Origin of the sequence: Burkholderia sp. Ac-20379, assembly GCF_017104645.1 — a bacterium.
Taxonomy (GTDB): Bacteria; Pseudomonadota; Gammaproteobacteria; order Burkholderiales; family Burkholderiaceae; genus Burkholderia.
Genome location: NZ_JAAGPF010000014.1, coordinates 23,199 through 49,840, shown reverse-complemented (window position 1 = coordinate 49,840; position 26,642 = coordinate 23,199). Strand labels below are relative to the sequence as shown.

At 69.1% G+C, this 26,642-nt stretch carries 15 protein-coding genes and 1 pseudogene; 4 read left to right on the top strand and 12 right to left on the bottom strand.

Features of this window, described 5'->3' with window-relative positions:
* A pseudogene (locus tag G3N92_RS03540) lies at window positions 1-283 on the top strand (hypothetical protein); the annotation flags it as partial.
* Window positions 284-317: 34 nt separating this feature from the next.
* On the opposite strand, the gene G3N92_RS03535 reads toward G3N92_RS03540, so the two are convergent.
* The 5 genes from G3N92_RS03535 to iolC form a co-directional block, all read right to left on the bottom strand.
* A complete protein-coding gene (locus tag G3N92_RS03535) occupies window positions 318-1,076 on the bottom strand; it encodes an SDR family NAD(P)-dependent oxidoreductase (protein WP_206126063.1) in 759 nt (252 codons plus the stop codon).
* Between the two features lie 78 nt (window positions 1,077-1,154).
* Window positions 1,155-2,477, bottom strand: a complete 1,323-nt coding sequence (locus tag G3N92_RS03530; protein WP_206126062.1) for a gluconate:H+ symporter — start codon at window positions 2,475-2,477, stop codon at window positions 1,155-1,157.
* 69 nt (window positions 2,478-2,546) lie between these two features.
* The gene (locus G3N92_RS03525) at window positions 2,547-3,215 is read right to left on the bottom strand and encodes an HAD-IA family hydrolase (protein WP_206126061.1); all 669 of its coding nucleotides are present in this window, start codon (window positions 3,213-3,215) and stop codon (window positions 2,547-2,549) included.
* A 7-nt stretch (window positions 3,216-3,222) separates the two neighbouring features.
* Window positions 3,223-4,029, bottom strand: coding sequence for an SDR family oxidoreductase (locus G3N92_RS03520; RefSeq protein ID WP_206126060.1), 807 nt, complete (start codon window positions 4,027-4,029; stop codon window positions 3,223-3,225).
* A gap of 27 nt (window positions 4,030-4,056) precedes the next feature.
* Window positions 4,057-6,006 carry a 5-dehydro-2-deoxygluconokinase gene (iolC, locus tag G3N92_RS03515; protein ID WP_206126059.1) on the bottom strand — a complete coding sequence of 650 codons (1,950 nt, stop codon included), beginning with the start codon at window positions 6,004-6,006 and terminating at the stop codon, window positions 4,057-4,059.
* Window positions 6,007-6,229: 223 nt separating this feature from the next.
* Between iolC and G3N92_RS03510 the strand changes: the two genes are divergently transcribed.
* The 3 genes from G3N92_RS03510 (at window position 6,230) to G3N92_RS03500 (ending at window position 10,200) form a co-directional block, all read left to right on the top strand.
* Window positions 6,230-7,099 (top strand): MurR/RpiR family transcriptional regulator, encoded by an 870-nt coding sequence (locus G3N92_RS03510; RefSeq protein WP_206126058.1) that lies wholly within the window; start codon window positions 6,230-6,232, stop codon window positions 7,097-7,099.
* Window positions 7,100-7,355: 256 nt separating this feature from the next.
* Window positions 7,356-8,066, top strand: coding sequence for a DUF1223 domain-containing protein (locus G3N92_RS03505; protein ID WP_206126057.1), 711 nt, complete (start codon window positions 7,356-7,358; stop codon window positions 8,064-8,066).
* A gap of 25 nt (window positions 8,067-8,091) precedes the next feature.
* Window positions 8,092-10,200, top strand: a complete 2,109-nt coding sequence (locus tag G3N92_RS03500; protein ID WP_206126056.1) for a protein-disulfide reductase DsbD domain-containing protein — start codon at window positions 8,092-8,094, stop codon at window positions 10,198-10,200.
* A 153-nt stretch (window positions 10,201-10,353) separates the two neighbouring features.
* Here the strand turns inward: G3N92_RS03500 and G3N92_RS03495 are convergent, their stop codons facing one another.
* The 7 genes from G3N92_RS03495 to G3N92_RS03465 form a co-directional block, all read right to left on the bottom strand.
* Window positions 10,354-10,497 (bottom strand): hypothetical protein, encoded by a 144-nt coding sequence (locus tag G3N92_RS03495; RefSeq protein ID WP_206126068.1) that lies wholly within the window; start codon window positions 10,495-10,497, stop codon window positions 10,354-10,356.
* Window positions 10,498-10,603: 106 nt separating this feature from the next.
* Complete coding sequence (locus G3N92_RS03490) at window positions 10,604-12,721, bottom strand: TonB-dependent siderophore receptor (RefSeq protein WP_241014564.1); 2,118 nt, start codon at window positions 12,719-12,721, stop codon at window positions 10,604-10,606.
* Between the two features lie 245 nt (window positions 12,722-12,966).
* Entirely contained in the window at window positions 12,967-15,399 is a 2,433-nt protein-coding gene (locus G3N92_RS03485) for a TonB-dependent receptor (RefSeq protein ID WP_339385784.1), read from the bottom strand.
* Window positions 15,400-15,609: 210 nt separating this feature from the next.
* The gene (locus tag G3N92_RS03480; protein WP_206126053.1) at window positions 15,610-16,623 is read right to left on the bottom strand and encodes a FecR domain-containing protein; all 1,014 of its coding nucleotides are present in this window, start codon (window positions 16,621-16,623) and stop codon (window positions 15,610-15,612) included.
* Window positions 16,620-17,147 (bottom strand): sigma-70 family RNA polymerase sigma factor, encoded by a 528-nt coding sequence (locus G3N92_RS03475; protein WP_206126052.1) that lies wholly within the window; start codon window positions 17,145-17,147, stop codon window positions 16,620-16,622. Before G3N92_RS03475 ends, G3N92_RS03480 begins: the two co-directional genes overlap by 4 nt.
* A gap of 435 nt (window positions 17,148-17,582) precedes the next feature.
* Entirely contained in the window at window positions 17,583-21,893 is a 4,311-nt protein-coding gene (locus tag G3N92_RS03470; RefSeq protein ID WP_241014567.1) for a thioester reductase domain-containing protein, read from the bottom strand.
* Window positions 21,894-22,002: 109 nt separating this feature from the next.
* Complete coding sequence (locus G3N92_RS03465) at window positions 22,003-26,574, bottom strand: condensation domain-containing protein (protein WP_241014566.1); 4,572 nt, start codon at window positions 26,572-26,574, stop codon at window positions 22,003-22,005.
* Window positions 26,575-26,642: the final 68 nt, after the last annotated feature.

Below are 26,642 nucleotides of genomic sequence, written 5' to 3'. Positions count from 1 at the left end.
ACCACCGAGATCTACACTGCCACCACCACTCTTGCCCTACACGACGCTCTTCAGATCTACCCGGAGGCGCGGTCGCGGCGCGCAGGCCAGCACGGTGGCCGCGGCGTTCGATCCCGCGCTGGTCGAACGGGCCGCGCGGCGGCGCGCGACACATAGCGGGCCGATCGCGCGGATCGTCGCCCAGCGCGCGGCGGTGGGCGCGGATACGGCGGTGTTCCGGGCGCGGATCGGGGAGGCGTTGCCGGAATCGGTGGATCGGCGGGCGTTCTGGGAGACGGTGTAGCGGGCGTTCGAGCACCGCCGCCCGCTTCGCGCGCTCAATCCATCAACAGCCCGCCGTTGATGTCCACCACCTCGCCGGTGATGAAGCCGGCCAGCGGCGAAGCCAGGAAACGCACGACATGAGCGAACTCCTCCGGCTCGCAGAAGCGGCCCACGGGGATCTCCTTCAGCAACTTCTGCCGCTGGGCCTCGTCGAGCTGCTCGATGATCATGGGCGTCTTCACGTAGGCCGGCGAGATGCCGTTGGCCGTCACGCCGAACGCGGCCAGCTCGCGCGCGAGCGAGAACGTCAGCGAGGCCAGCGCGCCCTTCGACACCGAGTAGGCGGTACCGGCCGTCAATCCGCCCGTCTTCGCGGCCAGCGACGTTGTGTTGATGATCCGGCCAAAGCGGCGTGCCTTCATCGACGGGATCGCCTGCCGGGCCAGATAGAACGCGCCGTCGAGGTTCGCGCCGAGCACGCGGCGCCATTCGGTGGCGTTGGTGGCCTCGGCCTTGTTGTTCGACAGGATGCCTGCGTTGTTGACGAGAATGTCGACCGGCCCGAGCGCGGCGACGATCGCCTCGTGGTGAGCCTGCACCTGCTCCGGGTCGGCGATGTCGAACGAGAAAGCCTGCACGCCCACGCCCAGCTCGCGGGCCAGCGCTTCGTTGCGGGCGACGTTGGCGTCGACCATCGCGACGCGGCAGCCGTCGGCCAGCAGCGCCCTGACGGCGGCCAGCCCCATGGTGCCGGCCGAGCCGGTGACGAGTGCGGTTTTTCCGGACAAAGGCGCGGCAATCGCCTCGGACATGATCAGGTCTCCTCGGAATGAACGGGAAGTACGGCAAGTTCTCGCGGGCCGCCACCACCGATGGCCCGCGCCATCGCGTCAGTGCACGCCGAGCGCGGCCAGCGTCATCACGCCGCCAATGCCGACCACCGAAATCACAGTTTCCAGCACCGACCAAGTCCGCAGCGTTTCCTTGACCGACAGGTTGAAGAACTCCTTGAACATCCAGAAGCCCGGATCGTTCGGCGGCCCGGCGAACACGCTGCCGGCGCCGGTCGCGAGCACCATCAGCTCGGGGCTCACGCCGGTCGATTCGATCAGCGAGACCATCATGCCGCCCGTCGTCAGCGCGGCCACTGTGGCGGAGCCGACCGCGACGCGCAGCAGGCAGGCGGTCAGCCAGGCGAGGATGTACGGCGACACGCTCGAGCCCACCATCAGCGACTGGATGTACTTGCCCACGCCGCTGTCGATCAACACCTGCTTGAGCGCCCCGCCGCCGCCGATCACGAGCAGAATCATGGCCACCGTCGCGGCGGCCTTCTGCACGCCCGACATCAGTTCCGGCGTGGCGATGCCGCGCGCCCGGCCGAACGTCACGAATGCCACACAGACAGCGATCAGCAGCGCCATGTCCGCATTGCCGACGAATTCGAGGAACGCGCGCAGGCCCGAGCCGGCCGGCAGCGTGAGGCTCGCGATCGACGCCGCCCCCATCAGGATCACCGGCGTCAGTGCGGTCAGCAGGCTGGTCAGGAACGGGGGCATTTCGTCGTCCCGGAACGTGCGCGTCGAGGCGATGCCGTCGAGCATGGCCGGCCGGATATTCTTCATCAGCGGCAGGAACAGCGGCCCGGCGATGATCGCGGCCGGAATGCCGATCGCGATGCCGTACAGCAGCGTGCGGCCCACGTTCGCGCCGTATATCACGGCGATCGCGGTCGGCCCCGGGTGAGGCGGCAGGAAGCAGTGCGTGACGGACAAGGCAGCGGCCATCGGCACGCCCACTTCGAGCACCGACATGCGCGCGCCGATCGCGATCGAGAACACCAGCGGAATCAGCAGCACGAAGCCCACTTCATAGAACAGCGCGATGCCGACGATGAAGCCGCTCAGACACACAGCCCAGCGCAAATACTTGCGCCCGACCGCGCCGATCAGTACCGAGGCGATGCGCTGTGCGCCGCCGCTGTCCACCATCCAGGTGCCGAGCACGGCGCCGAAGGTGACGACGATCGCGAGGTGGCCCAGCGTGCCGCCCACGCCCGTCTCGATCGCCTGCAGCACCTTGGCGAGCGGCAGCCCTTCGGCCCAGCCGATACCGAGGCTGACGACAATCAGCGACAGAAAACTGTTGATGCGGAACCCGACGATCAACACGAACAGCACGGCGATGCCGACTGCCAGAATGATCAATGGCATGGTTGTCTCCTGATGTTTGCTTTTTGGTTAGTCATTCTGAAGATGCAACATGAAACGCTCGCTCGCGCCTCAGGCGAGCCGGTCGAGCAGCTCGCCGAGGCGGTCGATCCGCACCACCTCTCCGCGCCAGCGCGGATCGATCTCGTGCTCGGCGCACAGCGCGAACACCGTCATGCCGGCGGCCACGCCCGCCTCGATGCCCGGCGCGCTGTCTTCCACCACTGCACAGTGTTGTGGCGCCACCCCGAGCATCGCGGCCGCGTGCAGGAACAATGCCGGCGAAGGCTTCCAGTGGCCGACTTCGTAGGCGCTGATCACGGGCCCGCGCAGTTCCGGCAACAGGCCGCTCACGCCAAGCGTGACGCGCAACCGCTCGGGCGGCCCGTTCGACGCAACGCAATACGGCAGCGGCAGCTCGCGGATCACGCGCATCGCATCGGGCATGAGCGGCAGGTTCGCCTCGAAACCGCGCACCATCCGCGCCCGCACGCGCGAAACGAAATCGTCGGGCAGCGCGCGGCCGAGCTCGCGCTCGATTTCGGCCACGCACAGCGCCATCTTCACGCCCTTGAAACGGGCCTCGCCGACGTGCCGGTCGAGAACGAAGCCTTCTCCACGGGCTTCGTCGAGCAGCGCCGCGATCGCGATCGGTTCGCTGTCGACGAGCGTGCCGTCGCAGTCGAAGATCACGGCCTGGATGGTGGCGGGCGAGGTGGAGGCGGAATTCAGCGTCGTCATGGCGGGCTCAGCTCGGTTGCGGGTTCTTCGCGAGGTCGTAGAGGATCGCGGCGCTGGTGAGGCCGCCGTCCACCACGAGGTCGTGGCCCGTCACGAAACGAGCATCGTCGCTGGCGAGGAACGCAATCGCATCGGCCACTTCGTCGGGGCGGCCGTAGCGCGCCATCGGCGTGGCCTGCACGATCGTGTCGCGGATCAGCTGGTTGTGCAGCGCGGCGGTTTGCGGTGTCTCGATCGGGCCGGGCGACACCGAATTCACGGTGATGCCGAACGGCGCGAGGTCGATCGCACAGGATTTCGCCAGCCCCAACACGCCCGCCTTCGACGACGAATACGCGACGCGCCCCGACCACACCTGCTGACCCGAGATCGAGGCCAACATCACGATGCGGCCGTAGCGACGCTCCGCCATGCGGCGCGCGACGGCCTGGGTACAGAGATAGGTGCCCGTCAGGTTAATGCCGATCACGCGCTCCCAGGCGTCGAGCGGATTGTCGAGCACGGAGCCCTGATAGCTGACGCCGGCGCTGTTGACGAGGATGTCGATGCGGCCGAAATCGGCTTCGGCCTGCGCCACGACGGCCTCGACATTCGCGGCGTCGCGCACGTCGAGCCGGTAGCCGCGCACGCGCCCGGCGGGCGCCTCGAGCGAGGCTGCGGCGCGATCAAGTGCTGCCGAATCGAGGTCGGCCAGCGCCACCTGCGCGCCTTCGCCGAGCAGCCGACGCGCCGTCGCGAGGCCCAGCCCGCTGGCGCTGCCCGTAATCAGAGCCGTGCGCGAGGCGAGGCGCTGCGTGGAAGTGTTGTCGTTCATGTTCGTCTCCTGGATCGATATCGTGGTTCAGCCAGCGTGGCGTTCATGCCGTGATTGCCAGCCCCGGATCAGCGCGAGGAAATTGGCGGCGATCCGTGCCTGCAGCGTCGCATCGTCGATCTCGCCGCGCAGCCAGGCCGCACCCGGCTCCGACCACACCGAGCGGCCGACCATGAAGCCCTTGACGATCGGTGCGCGAGCCTGCGCGAACGCCTCAACCAGTTGCTCGATCGGCTGAGCCAGACCGAGAATCACGGCGCCTCGGCAATACGGATCCTGCTCGCGCACCAGCGCATCGAGCACCTCCCAGTTGGCCGCCGACATCGTGCCGACCTTCCACCACTCGGGCCGGAAGCCGAGCGCATACAGCTCGCGGATCATCCGCACCACGGCCTCGCCTGCATCGTCGGGCGCAAGCGTGGCCGCCGGCGGGATGATCTCGAGCAGCAGTTCGTGCCCGCTCGCGCGCGTGGCTTCCCACAGCTCGCGCAGCCGCGCCAGTTGTTGCGCGCGCAGGGCCGCCTCGTCGTCGGGATGAATCAGCACGAGGCACTTGACCACCTGTTCGAGCGGCCAGTGTGCGAGGCCGGTCGCCACCGATTCGCTGCCGTCGAACTGCAGCGGGCGCGAACCCGGCAACTCCACCGGGCGACCGACCCACCAGCCGCGCCCGGTCGCCGCGTGCAACGCCGATTCGCCGAGCCCGGGCCGACCGTCGAGCAGCAGGCCGAGCTTGCCGCGGCAATCGGGGTAATCGCGCTCGATCCGCGCCAGCACCGCGTTGAGCTGGTGCTTCAGCGCGGCGGCCCGCTCGGGCGGTGCGCCGGCGGCATCGGCCATCTCCAGGAACTGCGGGCGGTGATCGTAGGCGAGCACGTGCAGCTCGGGCCACGCGCGCCGCTTGACCGACACCCGATGCAAATGCGCCAGTTGCGGATCCTGATCGGGGCGCGGATGACGATGCCCGGAGAACCAGTGCGCGAGTTCGTCCGGCGTCGGCATGGCCGGCGCACAGCCATGACGCGACACCACGATCGCGCCGCAGGCATTGGCGATGGACGCCGATTCGCGCCAGTCCTTGCCGCGCAGCAGCCCCGACAACAGCCCCGACGCGAAGGCGTCGCCGGCGCCCAGCACGTTCAACACCTCGATGCGCTCGCCGAGCACGGTCAGCGCATCGTCGATCGAATCGGGAATCGCGCCCGGCACGATGCTGCAACCGAGCGCGCCGCGCTTCACGACGAATGCCGCCTGCGTGCATTCGCGCGCACGACGCAGGCTAGCGATCAGGTCGCCCTCCACGCCGCCCGCGATGATCCACTCCTCCTCGGTGCCGATGATCAGCTCGAACTGGCCAAGCTGGGCCTGCAGATGGCGGCTCACGCCGTCGTTGCCGATATAGCGCGTCTCGCCGTCGCCGCGGCTCGTCAGGCCCCACAGCACGGGGCGGTAATCGATGTCGAGCACGCGTACCAGGCCGTGTCGACCCGCGATGTCGAGCGCGTGGCGGCAGGTGGCGAGCATGGCCGGCGTGCTCAGGTGGGTGCCCGTGATCAGCAGGCTGCGGCAATCGGCGAGAAACGCGGCGTCGATCGCCTCGGCCTCGATCGCCATGTCCGCGCAGTTCTCGCGCAGGAACAGCAGCGGAAACGTGTGCTGATCCTTGATGCCCAGCAGCACCATGGCCGTCAGACGTTGCGGATCGACCTGGATCTGCGAAACGTCGCAGCCTTCATTTTTCAACGTGTTGACGAGGAAACGGCCGTTCTGCTCGTTGCCGACGCGCGAGATCATCGCCGAGGCCAGCCCGAGCCGCGCCGTGCCGAACGCGATGTTGGCCGACGAACCGCCGAGGTATTTGGAAAACCGGGTTGCGTCTTCGAGGCTGCAGCCGATCTGGTCGGCGTAGAGATCGACGCCGAGCCGGCCGAGGCAGGCCACGTCGATCGACCGACCTGAGGGAAAAGGAAGTTCCATGCGCCACGTATCTCCAATCTGCGCCCGCTGCGGGGCTGTCTTCGTGAGCCCGGTGCCATCCGGCGTCTCGGGCATGGAACGCAGTCTACTCAAATGGAAATAAATTTCCAATACTTTTTAAATTGGAATTTATTTTCCGATCAATGAGACGGGTGGCGCCCGGGCCGTATAATCCAGCCTTCCCGACGACGGCGAACGCCGCACTGCGAGACCTTCAAGCCCCATGAACCCAGCCGCCCTGCCCGATACCGCCCCGCCCGCCGACGTCGCGGCGTTCATGGAGACGATCCAGGCGGAATTCGACGGGCTGAGCCGTCAGCTCAAACTGGTGGCGCGCTACATCGAGGCGCAGGGGGAGCGGATCGCGATCGAGGGGATTCAGGACACGGCGCGCCAGTGCGGCGTGCAGCCTTCGGCCGTGGTGCGCTTCGCGAAGCGCTTCGGGTTTTCAGGATTCAGCGAGATGCAGGCGCTGTTCCGGGCCGGCGCGGCGCGGCGGCTCGCGCCTGAGCTCGTGTATCACGAGCGGCTGCGCTCGCTGATCGATACCGATTCCGGCCCGATCACGCCTTCGCGAATTGCCCGGGAAGTCACGGGCAACAGCATTGATAGCCTGCATCTGCTGCTCGACCAGTTGCCGATGCCCGACCTCGACGCCGCAGTGGAGCTGATGCTCGGCGCGCGCTCGATCTGGCTGATCGCCTCGCGGCGGCCGTTCCCGGTGGCCGCCTACCTCGCCTATTCGCTGCAGCAGACGGGCAAGCCGATCCACTGGCTGCAGGGCCTCGGTTTCACACAGCAGGGCGAACTGCGCGCAATCACGCCGGACGACGTGCTGATCGCCATCTCGTTCGAGCCGTACGCGCCGGAAACACTGGACGCCGTGGACACCGCCGTGGCGCGCGGCGCCCGCGTGCTGGCCATCACCGACAGCCAGTTCAGTCCGCTGATCCCGCGCGCCGCCGTGGCCTTGCTCGCGCGCGAAGGCAGCACGTTCGGCTTCCGCGCGCTGACGAGCTCGATGTGTCTCGCGCAGGCGTTGTTTTTGAGCGTGGCGTATCGAATGGAGCTGGCGGGGCCGGCGGTGGGATGAGGAAGGAAGCGGGCGCGCGCCGCCTGTTTCCGGTTCGGTGACACCGCCTTGCCCGGCCGACGTTTCTGATCGTCGCCGAGCCTCGAATAGCCACCGATATCCGGCGCCCGACAGGCTGACCTGCGAGCGGCCATCCCCAACGACACCGCGACCTCGCCGCGCAGCCCGGTATTTTCGAGCGCGTTTCGGCGAAGCGGGTGTAACCCGCCGGCGGCAAACGACGAACTACCCATCACGTCCTTCACTGGAGTTCGCCATGCTGCCCCGTTTTCTTCTCGCCCTGTGCGCCGGTTCCGCCGTGCTCGCCAGCGCCCACGCGTTCGCCGCGGCGTCACGCCCCGTCGTCGTGGAGTTGTATACCTCGCAAGGTTGCTCGTCGTGTCCGCCGGCCGACCGCTTTCTCTCCGAACTTGGCGATACGCGCGCCGATGTGCTGCCGCTAGCGTTTCACGTGACCTACTGGAACCAGCTCGGCTGGAAGGATCCCTATTCGCTGGACCTCGCCACGGATCGACAGGCGCGCTACGCCCAGCGCTTCGGAGACGGCTCGTACACGCCCGAGATGGTGATCGACGGCGCAGCCGGCGTGGTCGGCTCCGATCGCGGCGCAGTCAATGCCGCGATCGCGAAAGCGAAGACGTCGAGCGTGACGGCCGCCGCCGTCGACGCGAGCCGCGACGGCGGCACGGTCACGGTGTCGGTTGGCGCGGGCGCCGGGCGGGCCCGTGTGCTGCTGGTCGGCTACGACACGCGCCACGCCACCGCGATCGGACGCGGCGAAAACTCGGGCCGCACGCTGACCGAATCGAATATCGTGCGCAGCTTCATGCCGATCGGCGAATGGTCGGGCGCCGCACTGGCGCTCAAGACGGCTCCCGTGTCGGGCGAACGGCTGGCAGTGCTGCTGGAAGCGCCGGACGGCAGGATCGTCGGCGCCGCGCGTGTCGCGGACGCCGGTGCGCACTGAGCGGGCGGCGCACCGGGAGGCGGCAATGCGAAACCCGAGCACGCGGCTGGGCGGCATACTCGCGGCGGCACTGTGCGCGGCGGCGCTCGGTCAGGCGAGCGCCGCCCACGCCGCCGCGTCCGTTTGGGTCGGCGACGCGCGTGCGCAGGCGCGCCTCGTCACCGCCGTCGACGCGGTGGCCGGCACCTCGCTGCAGGCCGGCATCGAATTTCATTTCCCACGCGGCTGGCACGGCTATTGGCGCACCCCCGGCGATGCCGGCGTCGCCCCGCATCCGGACTGGTCGCACGCGCCGGACGTGGCGTCGGCCACGATGCAGTGGCCGGCGCCGACGCGGCTCGTGATCGACGGACTGCAAAACGCGGTGTATCGCGAGGATGTCGTGCTGCCCACGACGATCCGGCTTCGCCAGGCCGGCGCGCCGGCGCATCTGAACCTGACGCTCGACTACGCGGCCTGCTCGAATGTCTGTGTCCCCGAGCATGCGGCGTTGACGCTCGCGCTGCCGGCCGCGACGGATCCGCCGCCGGCCTCGGCGGAAGCCGCCGAACTCGACGCGGCGCGACGCGCCGTGCCGGTGCCTGCCGCCCAGGCCGGAATCTCGGTGATCTCCAGCGACATCTCGATGCACGCGGGCGTACGCAGCCTCGACATCCATCTGCGCAGCAGCACGCTGCCGTTCACGGCCCCCGACCTGTTCGTCGAAGGCGCGGGCAGCGGGCTGCCTGCGGCGCCGGTCGTCCGGCTGTCGAACGATCGGCGCGACGCCGAACTGGACGTCGCGCTGCCCGGCTCGACCGGCAACGCGCAGTCGATGACCCTGACGCTCGTCGATGGCGCCCGCGCCGTCGAAATCGGCCCCGCAAGCGCGAACGGCCGCGCGTCGATCCTGCCGCTGCTGTCGATCCTGCTCACCGCGTTCGCGGGCGGCCTGATCCTCAACCTGATGCCGTGCGTGCTGCCGGTTCTGTCGCTGAAGGCGTTCGCCCTGCTGAAGACGGCCGGCGCCTCGCGCCGGTCGACGAGCCGGCTTGCCGGCGCGTCCGTGCTCGGCACCCTTGCCGCGTTTGCCTTGCTGGCCCTGGCGCTGAGCGCGCTGAAGCTCGGCGGCGTCGCAATCGGCTGGGGCATTCAGTTCCAGCAACCGTGGTTTCTCGCGAGCATGGCCGTGGCGACCGCGCTCTTCGCGGCGAGCCTGTTCGACTGGCTCGCGATCGGCCTGCCGCGCACGCTCGCCGACCTGGCAGGCACCGCCACCACGCGCGGCCCGCTCGCCGAGGCGTTCGTTTCGGGCGCGTTCTCGACCTTGCTGGCCACGCCGTGTTCCGCGCCGCTGGTCGGCACGGCGATCGGCTTTGCGCTCGGGCGCGGCCCCGTCGAGATCGTCGCCGTGCTGCTCGCGATGGGGCTGGGCATGTCGTCGCCCTTCCTCGCGATAGCGATCGCACCGTCGCTGGTTGCCTGGCTGCCGCGTCCCGGCCCGTGGATGAACCGTGTACGAACCCTGCTCGGACTCTTGCTGTTGGCGACGACCGGATGGCTGTTGGTGTTGCTGGCGAGCGCCACCGGCGTGCGTATCGCGCTCGCGGTCGCGCTGGTGATCGCGGCGCTGCTCGGCATGCGCGCGCTGCTGTCCGGGGCGGGCAAGGCGCCGGCATCGCGCTGGACGACCCCGCTGCTTGCGGGGCTCGCGATCGGCGCGATCGTCGTCGCGGCGCTGCCGAAAGAACACGACTCGGCGCCGGCCGCGGCGGCGGCAAGCCGCACTGCAGCGCCCCCCGCCGGCGACGGCTGGCAGGCGTTCGATCCGGCGCGGATCCCAACACTGGTGGCGAAGGGCAAGACGGTATTCGTCGACGTCGACGCCACCTGGTGCCTGACCTGCAAGGTCAACGCGCTGACCGTCCTGCGCCGGCCCGAGATCCAGCGCGCGCTTGCCGCGCCGAACCTCGTGCGCATGCGCGCCGACTGGAGTCACGCCGATCCCGGCATCGCGCGCTACGTGGACGGCTTCGGCCGCGCCGGCATTCCGCTCGACGTGGTGTACGGGCCCGGCGCGCCGAACGGCCGGGCCCTTCCCGAATTGTTGAACACCTCCGCGATACTCGATGCGCTCGACCGCGCCCGTATGTGATACACGCGTCGGGTCGTGGAGCGATTACTGTAGAGGTACTCGATTCATTTCCCCGAAATTACCCAAATCGCTTCCGTCGAAGGGGCATTTCGAGCCGAAAAAGCCAGTTAGCGGGCACGTCGTTACCCAAATAACTTCCGAGTTTCACGGATTTCATGTTTCCAAAGCCCGAGCGGCCAAACGTGCATGGTATTCGGCTGATTCCTTACGCATGCGCTGCTGCTCTGCATTGACGTAGATCGTGGTGGTTTGCAGCGAGGCGTGTCCCAACACTTGCTGCAGCACTTCCAGCGCCATGCCCGCCGCGGCGTACACGCGTCGTGGCAGGTGACGGCCGGCGCGCTCTGCGGCGCGTCCGGTACCGTCGTCTCTCGGTGGCGCTCGACGGCCCTCGTGAAGCGGCTTACATGTCGACCTGCGCCGACAGGAAGAACGTACGCGGCTGGCCCGGCCACACCGCGTTGTAGTTGGCGGCGGCCCAGTAGCGCTTGTCGGTCAGGTTCTGCACGCCGGCGCGGAAGATCGTGTTGTGGCCGCCGATCCGCATCTGGTAGCGCGCGCCCGCGTCGAAGCGCACATAGCCCGGCAGCGACACGGTGTTGGCCGCATCGAGCGGACGCGCGCCGACGTAGTACACGCCGGCGTCGAGGTTCAGACCGTGCACGGCCGCAACCCGATAGTCGAGGAAGGCGCTGGCCTGGAACGTCGGTACGTTGGCCGCACGCTTGCCGTCGGTGCTGGCGTCGCCGGTGCCGATCTGCTCGGTATGCAGGTAGGACGCGCCCGCCACGATCGACAGGTCGCGCGTCACGCGGCCGTTGGCCGTCAGCTCCACGCCGACGTGGCGCTCGGTGCCGGCCTGCACGTAGTAGTTCGCGCCGTTCACGTACTGCAGCGATTTCTCGATGCGGAACACCGCGGCGTTGACACTGAGATCGCGGCCCACGTCGGCCTTCATCCCCGCTTCGTACTGCTTGCTTTTCACGGGCGACAGGGTCGCGCCGGCATTGAGCGCGTTATAGGGCGCCACGCCGCCCTCCTCGAAGCCTTCGGCATAGCTGAGATAGGTGGACAGCGCGGGCAGCGGCTTGAACACCACGCCCACCGACGGCACGTTGACGCTGGTCTGGTAATGCGTATCGGCGCTGCCCGGCGCATAGGCATCGTCGCGATAGCGCACGTGGCGCAGGCCCAGCATCACGCTCCAGTGCGAGCCGATGTCGATCAGGTCGCTGACGAACACGCTCGGCTGGAAGTTCCTGGTGGCCGTCTTGGCCGGATAGGTCGTGCCTTGCGGCGCCGAATAGACGGGGCTGAAGATATTGCCGACCGTGATCGGAATCACGCCGAAGCCGCCCTGCTGCGAATCGTAGTTGCGCGTCGAGATACCGGCGACCAGCTGGTGCTTGAGCGGCCCGGTGCCGAACTTGCCGGTCACGAAGGTGTTGGTGGACAGCACGCGGTAGCTCTGGCTCGGCGACAGATAAATATCGCCGCTGAGGATGTTGCCGTTCGGCGCCACCGAATAGACATCGGGGAACGCGGCATCGCGGTTGTTGTACGACTGCGCGATCTGCGTCGTGAAGCTCCAGTTGTCGGTCAGCTTGTAGTCGAACTGGCCGCCGACGTTGAAGGTATTCGTGCTGTATTGCAGCCAGGGCTGGCCCAGCAGCGTGCGCGGATCGAACATCGGCGGCAGCGCGCCGTCGGGCTGCGTGCCGATCACCGGCTGCGCGGCGAGCCGCTTGTTCTGGTAATCGAAGTTGAAGCGCAGCAGCGCGCGCGGCGAGATCGCCCAGTCGAGCGCGCCGCTCACGAACGTGCGGCGCAGGTCGCCCGCATGGCCGAAGTTGCCGACCTTCTCGCCGGCGGCGTTGAAGCGGTAGCCGAAGCGGCCGTCGCCGATCGGGCCGCCCGTGTCGACGGCGCCGTAGTAGCCGTCGTAGCTGCGCGTCTCGCCGGTGACGGTGGTGAAGCGGTCGCGCGTCGGGCGCTTGAGCACGTAATTGACCGTGCCGCCCGGCGAATTCACGCCGTACAGGAAGCCCGACGGCCCCTTCAGCACATCCACGCGCTCGACGTTCTCGAGCGGCTGATCGTAGTACGGTGCCACCGGCATGCCGTCGCGCCGCATCGTGTTGGTCCAGTCCACCGGAAAGCCGCGAATGCTGATGTTGTCCATCGCGCCGCCCACCGCCGTGTTCTGCACCGAAGGGTCGTTCTTCAGCACGTCCATCAGCGTGCGCGCGCGTTGCGCCTCGATCAGCTCGCTCGAATACGACGCCACCGACAGCGGCAGATCCTTCGGATCCTTCGCGCCGAGCGCGCCGACGTTGACGTCCGGCACCGAGTACAGCGACGGCCGGCTGGCCTTCACGGTCACGGTTTCGAGCGCCGTCGGCGGCTGCGCCCCCGGTGCGGCCGCATCCTGCGCGGGCGCCGTCTCCTGCGCCTGCACGCTCCACGAGGCGAACGCCATCGCGCAGGCCAGGATCAACCTGTCCTGCCGCATCGCCGGCATGCGCCGCGCGCCGCCCGCCCGTGTGTGTTTCCCCTCTGCCTTGCCGATCTGTCGCATCGCTCTGCTTCCGTTTCGTCTTATTGTCGAAATCGCTCGCCGCCGGCCGGCGGACGAGCACGTCCTCGCAACCCCGGAATGAAGACCATTCCCTTTCCAGCACACTTCAATACTTCGTAGTCCGATTCAAATGGCACGCGGCGGCTGCCGATCCGCATCGCATCGCGATGCGGCGCGCCGGGCCTGCGCTACAGGTCGGTCGAAACCGACAGCCAGACCGTGCGCGGCATGCCGCCGATCAAGTAGCCGGTTGGATTGGCCTGCCAGTAGCGCCGGCCGAACAGGTTGACGACGTTGGCGCGCACCGTCAGGCCGTGCCCCGCGACATGCGTGGCGTAGCGGCCGCCGAGATCGACGCGGGTCCACGACGGCACGCGCTGCGTGTTGTCCTGGCTGACATAGGCCGAGCCGGTGTAGATGAGCCGGCTCGTCAGCGTGACGCCGGGCGCGGCGGGCACATCCCATTCGGCGCCGAGGTTCGCCTGGAACGCCGGCGCGCCGACGGCGCGGTTGCCGTCGTTGGCCCCGCCCTGCGTCTGGCGCAGGATCGCGTCGAGCCAGCTCGCGCCGCCGAGCACGCGCAGGCCGGGCGCGAGCCGCCCGAAGCCCGACAGCTCCGCGCCGCGATTGCGCTGCAGGCCGGTCATGCCGTAGATCCTGGTGACGGGATCGACGATGCCGCTCGGCACGTCGATCTGGAACAGCGCCAACGTGGCGCCGAAGCGGCCGAGGTCGAGCTTGCCGCCGAGCTCGACCTGCTTCGATCGGTACGGCGCGAACACCTGGTCGGGATTGGCCGCGTCGGCGGGCGGCGTCGCGCCCGGCGTCAGCGCCTCGATGTAGTTGGCGTAAAACGCGAGCCGATCGAGCGGCCGGATCAGCAGCGCGGCGGACGGCGTGGTGGCGCCGCGATCGTAGTGCGCGGTCTCGACGCCGGACGCGGCGAAGTTGGCGCTGGCGATCTGCTGGCGGCGCAGCCCGAGCGTCAGTTGCACGAGCCCGCCCGCCACCGACAGCGTGTCGGCGAACGCGATGCCGCGCAGGATCTGCGCGCTGTCGCGCGCCTGCGGCGAAGCCGAAACGGGCTCGCCGAGCCCGGCCAGCCGGGTCGGCAGAAAGATGTTGGTCGCATAGCTGCCGTAGACGGCCTGGCCGAGCCAGGTCGTCTGTTGCAGGTAGTTGCCGGCCACCACGAGACGATGCTCGACGGGCCCGGTCCGCACCCGCGTCCTCGCGCCCGCCTGCGCCGAGAGCGCCTGTGCGCGGCCGTCCTGGTATTTCGTGGCGGCCAGCGCATCGCCCTGCGCATCGAGCAGCGTCGCGCCGGGATCCTCCAGCTTGTCGTAGCCGAAGCGGTTGACGCCCACCGCGCCGAACAGCGTCGTGTTCGGCGCGAGATCGTATTCGGCGCGGCCCATCGTCGTCAGGCTGTGCGAATTCGAATACGAGAACGGCTGCGCGAGATTGATGCGCGGATCGGGGGCGTCGGGCAGCGCGATGCCCGCGATCGGCGTGTAGCCGCGCGCGGCGCCGCGCATGGTGTCGTCCTGATAGACGACGTCGCCCGACAGGCGCAGCCGGCCGCCGCGATAGTCGAGGCCGGCCGAGAACGCGCTGTTGCGCCTGAATTGTTCGTCGATCGGCGTATCGCCCTGCCGGCGCGACGCATTGATGCGCACGCCGAATTCGCCGTCGCGGCCGAAGCGCCGGCCGATATCGGCGTGCGCGCCCGCCAGGCCGCCGGACATCGCCTCGGCCGTCAGCCGCGTCAGCGGCGTGTCGTCGGCGCGCTTGGTCACGACGTTGACGTTGCCGCCCACGCCGCCGAGCGGCAGCATGCCGTTCAGCATCGCGCCCGGCCCACGCAGCAGCTCGATGCGCTGCACCGGATCGGGCCCGATGCGGTAGTTCGGCACGAGGCCGTACAGCCCGTTCAGCGCGATCTCGCCGTTCTCCACGCGCAGCCCGCGTATCGTCAGCGCGTCGTAGCGGTTGCTGCCGTCGATCGCCGCGCGCACCGACGGATCCGTGGTGCTCAACAGATCTGCCACGCTCGTCGCCTGCGTGTCGCGCAGCAGCTTGTCGGTGTAGCCGGTCAGGCTGAACGGCGTGTCCATGAAATCGCGATTGCCGAGCAGGCCCAGTTCCGCGCCCTGCGCGACCTGCCCGCCCGCATACGGCTCGACGGCCGCATCGGCACGGCGGCGGCCGCGCACCTCGACGCTCGGCAGCACGCCGCGCAGGTCGGCGATCGGGGCCGGCCGCAGCGAATAGCTGCCGTCGCTCTGCCGCACCGCCTCGAGCCCGCTGCCGTTCAGCAGCGCGCGAAACGCCTCGTCGGTGGTGTACGTGCCGCGCACCGCCGGCGCGGTCTTGCCGGCCGTGTAATCGCCGGGCACGCTGAGCAGCACGTCGGCCTGCTCGGCGAGCCGGTTCAGGTTCGTGGCCAGCGGCCCGGCCGGGATCGCGAAACGCCGCACCGCCGAGGCCGAGGCGCCCGGCGCGCCCGATGTCTCGGCGAACGCGCGCGGCCCGGTGCCCGCCAGGCCCGCCGCCAGCAGCAGGCCGACCACGGCCAGCCGCGCCGCCCGGACGCGCAAGTGCGCAACACGGGCGGACACGGAACGGGGCGGGTTCGCGGGGAACGGCGGGCGATGCATGAAACGGGATTCCTCAGGGTCGACGTTGCGGAGCCGGCGATGCGCCGCACCTCGCGCGGCGGCATCGTCGTCCTTGCTGTGTAAACCGGATGAGGATCGGAAGTGCGAACCGATTCGCGAAAATTTTTTCGAGCGGCCGTCATCGGCCGCCGGCAAACGCGGCGGCGCGGCTCAGCGAGCGGCCACCGTGACCCACCACGGCAGCGGCTGGCGGATGCGGATCGGCAGATCGCGCTCGAGCATCGCGAAGGTTTGGTCGGCATTGCCGAGCGGGAAGCGGCCCACCACGCGGATGCCGGCCACCTGCGGATCCACGGCGATATGGCCGTGCCGATAGCGGCCCAGCTCGTCGAACAGCGCGCCCAGCGTGATGTCGTCGGCCAGCAGCAAGCCGCGCGACCAGGCCTCGCGCGCCGGTTCGGCCGGCACCTCGGCGCCGATGTCGTGCGCCGTGAACGTGCGCTGCCGGCCCGCCTCGACGATCGCCTCGCCGCCCGCCAGATTCCGGATTCGCACGCGCCCGTCGTAGACGGCCAGCAGCGTGGCGCCGGGCGTCTGACGCACCGTGAAGCGCGTGCCGAGCGCCTGCATCCGGCCGTTCCGGCTCGTGACGAAGAACGGGCGGCCGCCGCCGTCGCGGCCGGTCTCGACGAGCATTTCGCCTGCCGTCAGCCGAAGGTCGCGCCGGCCGGCGCTGTAATCCGCATCGAAGGCGCTGCCCGTGTTGAGCCAGACCCGCGTGCCGTCGGCAAGGCGAATATCGCGGCGCTCGCCCACGCGGGTCGAGTAATCCGAGCGCCAGGCGGCGATCCGGTCCCGCACGTCGGGATCGCGCCAGCCGAGCCAAGCGGCGCAGCCGGAGCCGCCGAGTGCGGCCAGCGCGACGCCGAGTACCTTGCGGCGCCCCGGCGTCAGCCGCGCCGACACCTTGACGGCAGCCGCGTTGGCTTCGCGCACCCCTTCCCTGCGCAACGGCACGATGCGGCGCCTGACGGATTCGATGTGCGCCCACGCCTGACGGTTCTCGGGCCGCTCCGCCATCCAGCGCAGCCACGCTTCGTGATGGCCGGCGGCGGCGTCACCGGCGTAGAGCACGGCGTACCACTCGGCCGCCTGCTCGAGACTGCGGAAATCGGCGCGGACGCTCGCTTCGGCGTCCGGCGAGGTGTCGCACGGATGGCTCACGCGTCGAGGCCGGCGTCGAGCAGGGCCAGTTGCAGCATCGCCTGGGCCAGATACTTCTGCACCATCCGGTCGGACACGCCCAACCGCTCTGCGATCACGCGCGTCGGCAGTTCATGGATCTGAGCCATCACGAACGCCTGCTGCGCCTTGGCGGACAAACGGCCTATCGCCGTGCCGATCTCGAGCAGCGTCTCGATCACCACGGCCCGATGCTCGGGCGACGGTTCATACAGCTCCGGCTGGGCGGCCAACGATTCGAGCCACGCCTGTTCGACCTGGCGGCGGCGCCACAGATCGATGCACATGCCATGCGCCAGCGTGCGCAAATAGGCGCGCGCCTCGCCTTCGCTGGCAAGCCCCGTCGGAGCGGGTTTGACGATCAGGCGCAGGAAGGCGTCGTGCGCAAGATCCGCGGCATCGACGGCATCGCCCAAGCGCCGCCGAAGCCACGACTGCAACCACGCGTGATGATCGCGATACAGCGCTTGAACATCCTGATACGCGGCGGTCGTGGCAGTCGTCATGTTGCAAACCTTTCAGTATCGAAGGGCGCAATGTATCACAAATACGAATCATTCTCATCTATGGAGGATGGCGATCGGGGCGTTGCGCGAAGTGCGTCTGGAGAACCGCACGGGCGGGTGTTCGGCGCGCAGCGGCGCCACGCCGCGCAGGCCGGCGCGGCGATCCCCGCCACACGGCGCGTCACGCGCCTGCACGCGCCGCCAGTCGGCACCGATCGTCGGCTGGCCGGGATTCCGCTGCTCGGAACACGTCAGCCCGCGAGCCGAACGTTTCCGGCCATCGAGCCGCCCCGGCGATCGCCAGCCGGGGGCTCGCGGTCGGCTTGCGAATCGCGCCGGGCTTCGTCGAACCGAACGCCGTCCGGCGCAGAAACACGATCAGGCCTTGCCCCCGGGAATGCAGCATGGCCGCGAGGCGTCCGCATGGCGCTTCGCTCAGGCACCATCGACCGCGTCCGCCACGGCCGGCAGAAAACCCTCGGCATGGAAGTAATCGAAGAACGTGTCGAGCCACACCTCGGCAGGACGCAAGCTGTCGGCCAGAACGGCGCCCGCCAGGCGATGAAGCTGCACCGATTCGATCGGCAGAATCTTTCCGATCGACGGATCCGCCGACGGATTCAGCTTCGTGAGCACCGGGATCAGCGTCGCCAGCGGATGCTCCGGCATGACGCGCACGTGATCGTCGAGCGCGGCAAGCCACTGGTCGTAGTCGAGGCGTGTCAACGGATACCCGGCCTGTTCGATGTAATCGACCAGCGCATCAAGAGAATTCCATACCGGATTGACGACATGCACCGCCTTGCCCGCCGATTCCGCGCTCAGCGAGGATGCCACGATGATGCGACTCACCACGTCGACCGGCAGCATGTTGTCGAACCCGACATTGCGTGGCGCCTGGCCTTGAAGCGCGATGCCCTTGATCAGGCGGCTGAACAGATCGTCGAGGTTCATGCGGCCGCTGGACGAGTGCCCCACGATGCGCGACGGTCGATATACCGTCACCGGCAGACCGCGGGCCGATGCTTGCGCGACCAGTTGCTCGGCCACCCACTTGCTCTGTTCGTACCCGGTTGCCAGATAGTCGTGATACGGCACGGCCAATGTTTCAGGGATCGCATCGGCATGGCGGTTCAGTGTGCCGACTGTCGAAACATAGTGAACGGGAATCGCGCCGTGCAGGCTCGCGAGCCGCAGAATCGCTTCGGTCGCATCGACATTGGCCGGTTTCAGCGCCGCATACGAATAGACGAAATTGACGAGCGCGCCGTTGTGATAAATGACGTCGACCGACCTTGCCAGCGCATCGAAATCGGCGTCGGACAAGCCCAGATTCCGCAGCGCCAAATCGCCGGGCACGGCCCGAATGCGCGCCGCATAGGCCTCGCGCCAGACGCCATGCGCCTGCATCGCGTCACGCAGACGGCGCGCCCCGGCCTGAGCATCGTTCGCGCGCACCAGGCACCACACGTCCGCCGCGGTGTCGTTCAGCAGCGCCTCGAGCAGGTGCACGCCCAGGAACCCCGTCGCGCCGGTCAGCAATACGGCACGCGCGGCTGCGGCCGTCGGCACGGCATTCGGCGTGATCGCGGGATCCAGGACCGCATCGGCGCGGAGATCCGGCATCGCATCGTCGGCGTCGTCCGCCTCACTCGCCACGCGGGCGGCCAATGCCGCAATCGTCGGCTTCGCCAGCAATGCCTGCGTGCCGATCTTCTTCCCGAACTGCGCCTCGATCTGATAGAGCATGACCGTGGCCTGCAGCGAATCGCCGCCGAGTTCGAAGTAGTCGTCGTGCAGGCCGATGTCCTGGCGCTGGAGCAATGCTTGCCAGATCTCGAGAATGCCCGCTTCGATCGGACTGGCGGGCTCGCCTGAACTCGACGGCCTGACGGGTGTCGCCGCGCCCGCGATCAGGCAGGCCCGGTCGATACGGCCATGCGCGTCGCGCGGCATGGCCGCCAGCTCGATCACCGCATCGATGCTCGCGCGCCGCTCCGGATCGCCCTCGCAGGCGGCAAGCAGTACGTCGCATGCCGCCTGCGCGCCGACGTGGAACAGGATCGTCTCCCACCGGGCATTCGCGTCGAGACGCTCGACCACGGCGAGCGCATGCGCATCGGCGTCGGCAGCGCGTGCGGCCAGCACCTCGAGCGCCGCCCAATCGGCCGCGGGGGCATCGGCGGCCGCACGCGGATCCGGCAGGCGCAGCTCGCATCCCGCCGCCGTGCGCCACGCCTCGAGCGTGGTCGGCAGCGGGGCATCCCGGGATGGCCCCGGCCCCGCCGTGCCGTCGAACGCCGCCCCCGTCCGGATGGATTCGGGCACGCTCGCGCCACCGAGTGCAAGCCGGCCCAAGGCATCCGTGCCGGCCGGATTACCGTGCGTATCGACCACTCCCACCGTGGCATCCGGGCCCAAGGGGTGGATCAGCGCCGCCAAGGCCGTGGTGCCGGCGTCGATCGGATCCAACGCGTGCGGCAACGAAACGGCCGGCCATCGCAGCACCCGATAGTGCCGCGCACGCGGTGCGAGGATCCCCATCGCGCGCGCACCGTGCGGGGTCAACGAACGGCTGTCGGCCACCAGATAGGCGCATTCGATACGCGCGTGCGGCGCCCGCTCCAGCATCGGCTCGAGACGGCGCGTGGCAGGTGCGCCGAGAAACACGCTGTGCCAGCGGCGTGCCGAATCCGCCAGCCGTTGCAGAACGCTCCCGGCATCGCTGCCTGCCACCTGATGAATCGACAGGCCCGCATGCAGCGCGCCCAGCACGATCGCGAGATGCGTCGGGGCATCGAGCGGCCCATCGATCGCGACATCCACGCACTCGCCGGCGCTGAACGATTCGGCGAACGACTGCGCGGCGAGCGCGAGCTGGTGGTGGCGATAGCGTACCTGTTGCCAGGTGCCGTCGGCGTCGCACGTGAACAGCGAACAGGCGCCCTGCGCGGCCGGCATCGGATCGGTGGCACGCTGATCGGCGGCCGGCGCCGGCTTGCCATAATCGGGGTGGCGCTCGTCGAAAACGAAACAGAGCATGCCGGACACGGCGGACGACGCGCTCGCGCACCCGCGCAGCGTCGGCCAACCCGCCCCCTCGCGGCGCAATTCCGCGAGCGCGGCCGCCGATTGGCTATCCTCCGCCATCCAGCAATCGATGCCGCAGGCCAGCCCCGAATACAACAACACGAGCCGCGTGATCGGCTCAGGCTCGATCAGGATCACGCGATCGCCCGCCTGCAGCCCGAAGCGCTTCCACTGCCGAATCGCCCGCGTCACACGCTCGGCCAACGCCGCGTAGGCGATCGTCACGGCAATGGTCAGCCCGCCCTCGGCAGTACCCTGCTGATGCGCATACGACAACGCCAGTTGCTCGGGCGCATGCGTGGCCCGAGCCAGCAGCGCGTCGACCAGCGCGATCGGCGCGGGCGCCGCCGCCTCGGGCCGGATCCGCCGCCACTCGGGCGCCGCCAGCGCAAGCGCGCCCAGGCGCGGCATCGGGTCCGCGATCATGCACTCGAGCAGCGCGCGATAGTGCCCGAGCAGACGATCGACGAATCGCGCGTCGAAGCGCGCCGTGTCATAGGTCAGTTGCAGGTGCAGCGCATCGGCCGGCAGCACGATCAGGGCCAGCGCGTAGTTCGTTTCCTCGACCGCACGCGTTGCCTCGACGCGCCAGCCGCAATCGGCCGCCAGCCGATCGAACGCATCGCGCCCCGGGTAGTTCTCGAATACGTAAAGTGCGTCGAACAGCGGAAGATGGCGTGGCACGTCGCTGCACTGCAGCGCCTCGGTCAATGCGCAGGACGCATTCTGCTCGACCTCGCGCGTGAGCCGCTGCACGCCGCGCAGCCAGTCGCCCACGCGCGACTCGCCATCCAGCCGCACCCGCACGGGCAAGGTGTTGATGAACAAACCGGCAATCCGCTCCGCGCCCTCGAAGGTCGACTGACGGCCGGACATCACCACCCCGCTGACGACATCGTCCACGCCGCCCAGGCGGGCCAGCAGCAGCATCCAGGCGCCCTGGCACAACGTGCTGAGCGTGATGTGCTCGGCACGACAGCGCTGTTGCGCCGTCTGAAGCCAGTCGGCGGGCAACGCCGCCTCCACCGACCGCAATCGGCGCTCCGCCGACGCGGCCGCCACGCTGGGTTCGACCGAGGGCGCGAAACGCAACGGCTCGCGATACCCGGCCAGCATGTCGCGCCAGAATGCGTTCGCGGCCTGCGTGTCCTGCGCCGCCAACCACTGCACGTAGTGACGATAATCCCGGGCCGCGGCCGGCAGCGGCAGCTCGGGTCGCGCGTAGCTCGCGAACACCTCGCCGAGCAGCACCGGCATCGACCAGCCATCCAGGATCGCGTGGTGATAGGTCCAGAGGAAGCGATGGCGGTCGTCGGCCAGCGTGACGACGGTGACGCGCATCAGCGGCGCGACGTCGAACGCGATGCCGCGCCGGCGATCGTCGGCCAGCAAGGCCTCGAAGCGCGACGCGTGTTCCTCGCTCGCAAGCGTGCGCCAGTCGCGTACCTCGAGCGGCAGGGTCGCGCGCTGGCGCACCACCTGCATCGGGCGTGCCTCGTGCAGCCGGATGAACAGCGTCTTGAGCACGTCGTGCCGCAGCACCACGGTCTGCCAGGCCGCGCGGAATCGCTCGATGTCCATCGCACCGCGCAACACGCACGAAAACTGTTCGACATAGATGCCCGACGACGGATCGAGCCGCGAGTGATGCAGCATGCCGCGCTGTAGCGGCGTAGCGTAATAGAGCGTATCGACGTTGCGTGCCATGCAGAATTCCTGATTCGGGAAATGACGGGCGATGCGCGGGCCGCGCACCGCCATCGGGTCATGGTTCGAGGGCGTCGATTTCGGCGAGCACGGCGTCCAGCTCGTCCTGATCCACGTCCAGCTGAGGCACATCGGACGGTGTCATGCCGCCGTCCGGCGCCGCGTCGCAGTGATCGATCAGCGCTCTGAGCCGTGCCTCGACGTGGCACATCAGGCAGCCGATGCTCTCGTCCACGCCGGGCGCCCCGTGGAACGACGCATCGAGGATGAGCCTGCCGCCGGCCACATACGCCACGATGTCCAGCAGATGCGTGCGTCGCTGGCGCGGGCTGCGGATGCCGGGGGCAGCCTCGAGCGTGCCGCGATAAAAGTCGGGGTTGCCGGCCATCTGCTCGAGTTGCCCGAGATAGGTGAACAGGATCGGGGCGGCGGGCAGCGCCGCCAGCGTCGCGTCGCCGTCGAGATAGCGCAGTGCGCCGAAGCCGGCCCCATGGCGGGGCACCTCGCGCAGGCGCTGCTTGACGCCCTTGATCAAGCGCGCCGCCTCGCCGTCGGCCGGCGCATCGACGAACACGGGATAAATCGAGGTAAACCAGCCAATGCTGCGGCTCAGGTCCAGCGCCTCGTCGTCGAACGCGTTGCGACCATGCCCCTCGACGTCGATCCAGAGCGCCTCGCTGCGGCTCCAGTCCCAGAAGCCGCCATGCAGGGCCGCCACCAGCAGATCGTTGGCGTCCGTGCCATAGGCGCGATGCGCGGTGGTACGCAAGCGCGTGGTGGTTTTCGCATCGAGCGTGATCGTGCAGCTCAGCGGCGAATCCTCGTAGGTGTGGTGCACGATCGGGTTGAGACTGTGACGCATCAGCGCCACGCGCGTCCCGCCGCCGAGCGCCGCCCGGACATGTTCGGCGCGCGCCAGCCAGTAGGCCCGGTCACGATCGAGCGCGCCGGTGGCGACCAGGGCTTGCCAGTGCTCGACCCAGGCCTTCGCGGCGCTGGTTTTCAGCGGCAGTTTCGGCGTCGTGCGCTGGCGGATCTGCAGATACGCATCGGCCAGATCCTGCAGCAGAATGGCCCACGATACGCCGTCGATCGCCAGGTGATGGACGACGATCAGTAGCCGGCTGGACCATAAGCTGGCGCTTTTGAGCCAACGCACGGCCAGCAGCCGGCCGCGCTCGATATCGAGGCCGGTTTGCGCGGCGGCGATCGCCGCTCGCCAAGCCGCCTCGTCGTGGCGCCCGGCGGCATCGACGCAGGACACCGCGTCGACATCGATGCCATCGTCGCCGGCGGTATCGGGAAAGTGCTGACGCAGGCTCGCGCCGTCGGCTGCGAAGCGTGAGCGAAGGCCGTCGTGATGCTGCACAACCACGCGCCAGGCTTCGGCCAGCATCGCCAGATCGGGCTCGTCGCGCAGCGACACCAGCAGCGCCTGGTTGAAATGCGAGCGATCGCGGTCGACTTTCTCGACAAACCAGGCGGCGGCCGGCCCGAGCGCCGCGTCGCCACGCACCGGCCCTTGATCCACGCCGAGCGCCGGCGCAGCCTGCACCACGGCGGCCAGCTCCGCCACCGTCGTATGTTCGAACAGATCCTTCGGCTTCAGATACAGCCCGTCGAGCGCCGCACGCGACACGATGACCGCGGCCAGAATCGAGTCGCCGCCCGACTCGAAGAAATCGTCGTCGACACCGATCGTCGCGCGCCCCAGGACGTCGCGCCAGATCGCGACCAAGGCGTGCTCGATCTCGCTGTCCGCCTCTCGCGACGCACCCGGCTGCGCATCCGGAAGCGGCAGGCGCGACACGTCGAGTGCGCCTCGCGCGTCGAGCGGCAATTGCGCGAGCCACTGGATCGCATCGGGATGCATGGCATCGGGCAACGCCGCCTTCAGTGCAGCCCGCGCACGCACGAGCAAGGCGTCGGGCCCGCTATCGGCCAGCGCCGGATCGGGCGTCAAATAGGCGACCCGCACCACGGCGCCCGCCACCTCGCGCGCCTCGCAGGCGGCGTCCTGGACACCCGGCACACCGCGCAGATGCCGCTCGATCGCATCGGCGACACCGCATGACGCATCGCTCCCGCGCAACGACGGCGCATCGCTCAGGATGGTCTCGCCGATCCGCACCGCGCGCAGGCCGGCGCCGAGCGGCACCGCCCCGTCCAACAGCGCATCTGGCGAATCAGGCGGGCTTGCGATGTCGCATGCGCCCGCGGCAGGCCAGACGAAACGCAGTTCGCCGGCCTGACGCTCGTCGGCCAGGCGCCCCGTCGGGCCGACCACCACGGCCACGCGGCCATCGGCGGACGGCGCCAGGAAGCGCCATCGTCCGCGATCGGGCACGAAGCCGGCAAGCGTGTGCCACGGTTCCACGGCGGCGAGCGGTACAAAAACGGTCGAGCCCGACGCGCCGCCGGGCCGATCGCCATAGACAAGCCGGTGCCGAACCCGGTCGATGCCGGCGTCGGCCAACCGGGTGGCCAGCAACGCGGGCACCATCAGACACGCGGCGGGCGAGAGCAGCGCTCCCAGCGTCGCTCGCGCCGCCCGGGCGAGCGACGCGTCGGGGCTTGCCAGCGCGGAAATGGAAGCCTGCGAGCTCAGCCGCACCGATCCGCCGCGGCTGAACGCATGCACGAGCGAGGCGACCGTCAGCCACGCGGGCTGGTCGCACAACGCCACCACCACGCTGTCCCGATCGGCGCGCAACAGGCGCGCGAGATCCGCCGTGAACGCCATGACGGCACCCGCGTCCATCGCGTCGCGGGTATCGTCCGAGCGCACATGCGCGCCCTGCCGGGCTGCCTCGATGCGGATCGAGGCGGGGTGCCAATCCGGCGTGCCGCCGTCGAGCAGCGTCACGCCGACGCGCGGATCGACCCATGCGTCGTCGGCGCGCGGCAGGCCGATCGTCGTGCGCAGCACGCGCGCGCCCAGCTCGCACACGGCCAACAGCGCCAGCGCGCATTGCGCCGGCGCCGTCAGATGCAACGCGACGCACGTGCCCTTCGCCACACCGGCGCTCGCCAGACGCGCCGTCAGGGCTCGCCGGGCCGCGTCGACGTCGGCCCGCGTCAGCCCCGCGCCGTCCAGTTGCCACACCACGGCGCTCGCGTCGAGCGACGTCGTGGCGCACTCGGACAGGGCCGCCGGCGAACCGGGCAGCACACGGGCGAGCCGCGCCATCAGTGCGGCGCCGGATTGCTGATCCGCGGTGCTGAAGCGCGCCAGCGCGCGAGCGGGATCCTCGAGCGCCTGCTCGACGAGACGCACGTACTGCCTGGCGAAGCGCTCGATACTCTCCGGCTCGAACAGATCGGTATTGAAGGTCCAGGCGCTCAGGTAAGCATTGCCGAGATCCTGGAGATTCAGCGTCAGGTCATGCGTCGCGCCTCGCGTGCCGGTGCTGGAGGCCGCGAGCCGCGCCCCGTAGAACGGCACGCCGCCTGCCGCGTCCAGCCCGGTTTCGCCGTGGGCCTGATTCCAGTTGAACATCACCTGATAGATCGGCGAACGGCTCGCATCGCGCGGCGGGCGCAGCATGTCCACCAACATCGGAAACGGATAGTCCTGATGCTCGAGCACCCGCAGCATCATCTCGCGCGTGCGATCCAGCAACGTGGAAAACGTGTCGCCCTCGTTCACGTCGCACGCCAGCACGACCGTGTTGACGAAGTGGCCGAGCACATTCTCGCTGCCTGCCACGCCGCGACCGGACGTCGGCGCCCCGATCATCAGCCGGGGCTGGCCGGTATGACAGTAAAGAAACAACTGGTAGACGGTGAGCAGCCACATGTAGGGCGTGACGTGCGCCTGCCGGGCGGCGTCGCGCACGCGGGCCGATAGCGCCTCGCCCAGCGCCAGTTCGTGCACGCGCCCACGCTCGCTCTTCAGCGGCGGCCGGACGCGGTCCGTGGCGAGTTCGAGCACCGGCCAGCCATCGCGCAATTCGTGACGCCAGAACGCCGCCGCCGGTTCGCTGGCGCCGCGCCCCAGCCGGGCCAGCTCATGCTGGACACAGTCGCGGTACTGCAGCGCAAGCGGCGGCAGCGCGAGCGGTGCGCCGGCGACGGCCTGGGCATACAGCGCGTGCAACTCGCGGATCAGGATCTCCAGCGAGCGGAAATCGGCGGCGATGTGATGCACGTTGATCAGCAGCACCTGCCGGATCCCCTGGGCCTCTCGCGGCACATTGACCAGCAGCTTGAGCCGGATCGGGGATTGCGCGAGATCGAACGGCTGGTTGGCCTGATCGTCGATCCAGTGTCGGATCGCCGCCTCATCCGCGTCGAACAGCCGGTCGATGGCGAGGCTCGCGGCCGCCGTCGCCACGACCTCCTGACACGGCTCGCCGTCGATCACGCGATAAGCGGTGCGCAGGATCGGATGGCGCGCGATCAGATAATCGACGCAACGCCGCAACGTCGCGCTCTCCACCGCATCGTCGAGCTGTATCGCATAGGTCACGTTATACGCGGCGCTCTCGGGATTGAGCTGGTGAAGCGACCAGAGCGAAGCCTGCGCGTACGACAGCGGATAGCTGCCGAGCGTGCCGGCAAACTGCTCCAGCAATGCGACCAGCTCGGCCTTGTCGGCCTTCAGCGTGGCGATCAGTTCGGGCGTCATGGCGCCCTTCGGCGCCTTGTACTGCAGCTTGCCGTCCTGTGCCCAAAGCTCGATGCCCTGGCGCCCCA

Coding starts and splice junctions, on each gene's coding strand:
- G3N92_RS03535 (WP_206126063.1), bottom strand. CDS start 1,076: ATGTCCGAGGCGATTGCCGCGCCTTTGTCCGGAAAAACCGCACTCGTC.
- G3N92_RS03530 (WP_206126062.1), bottom strand. CDS start 2,477: ATGCCATTGATCATTCTGGCAGTCGGCATCGCCGTGCTGTTCGTGTTG.
- G3N92_RS03525 (WP_206126061.1), bottom strand. CDS start 3,215: ATGACGACGCTGAATTCCGCCTCCACCTCGCCCGCCACCATCCAGGCC.
- G3N92_RS03520 (WP_206126060.1), bottom strand. CDS start 4,029: ATGAACGACAACACTTCCACGCAGCGCCTCGCCTCGCGCACGGCTCTG.
- iolC (WP_206126059.1), bottom strand. CDS start 6,006: ATGGAACTTCCTTTTCCCTCAGGTCGGTCGATCGACGTGGCCTGCCTC.
- G3N92_RS03510 (WP_206126058.1), top strand. CDS start 6,230: ATGAACCCAGCCGCCCTGCCCGATACCGCCCCGCCCGCCGACGTCGCG.
- G3N92_RS03505 (WP_206126057.1), top strand. CDS start 7,356: ATGCTGCCCCGTTTTCTTCTCGCCCTGTGCGCCGGTTCCGCCGTGCTC.
- G3N92_RS03500 (WP_206126056.1), top strand. CDS start 8,092: ATGCGAAACCCGAGCACGCGGCTGGGCGGCATACTCGCGGCGGCACTG.
- G3N92_RS03495 (WP_206126068.1), bottom strand. CDS start 10,497: ATGGCGCTGGAAGTGCTGCAGCAAGTGTTGGGACACGCCTCGCTGCAA.
- G3N92_RS03490 (WP_241014564.1), bottom strand. CDS start 12,721: ATGCCGGCGATGCGGCAGGACAGGTTGATCCTGGCCTGCGCGATGGCG.
- G3N92_RS03475 (WP_206126052.1), bottom strand. CDS start 17,147: ATGACGACTGCCACGACCGCCGCGTATCAGGATGTTCAAGCGCTGTAT.
- G3N92_RS03470 (WP_241014567.1), bottom strand. CDS start 21,893: ATGCTGCATCACTCGCGGCTCGATCCGTCGTCGGGCATCTATGTCGAA.
- G3N92_RS03465 (WP_241014566.1), bottom strand. CDS start 26,574: ATGACGCCCGAACTGATCGCCACGCTGAAGGCCGACAAGGCCGAGCTG.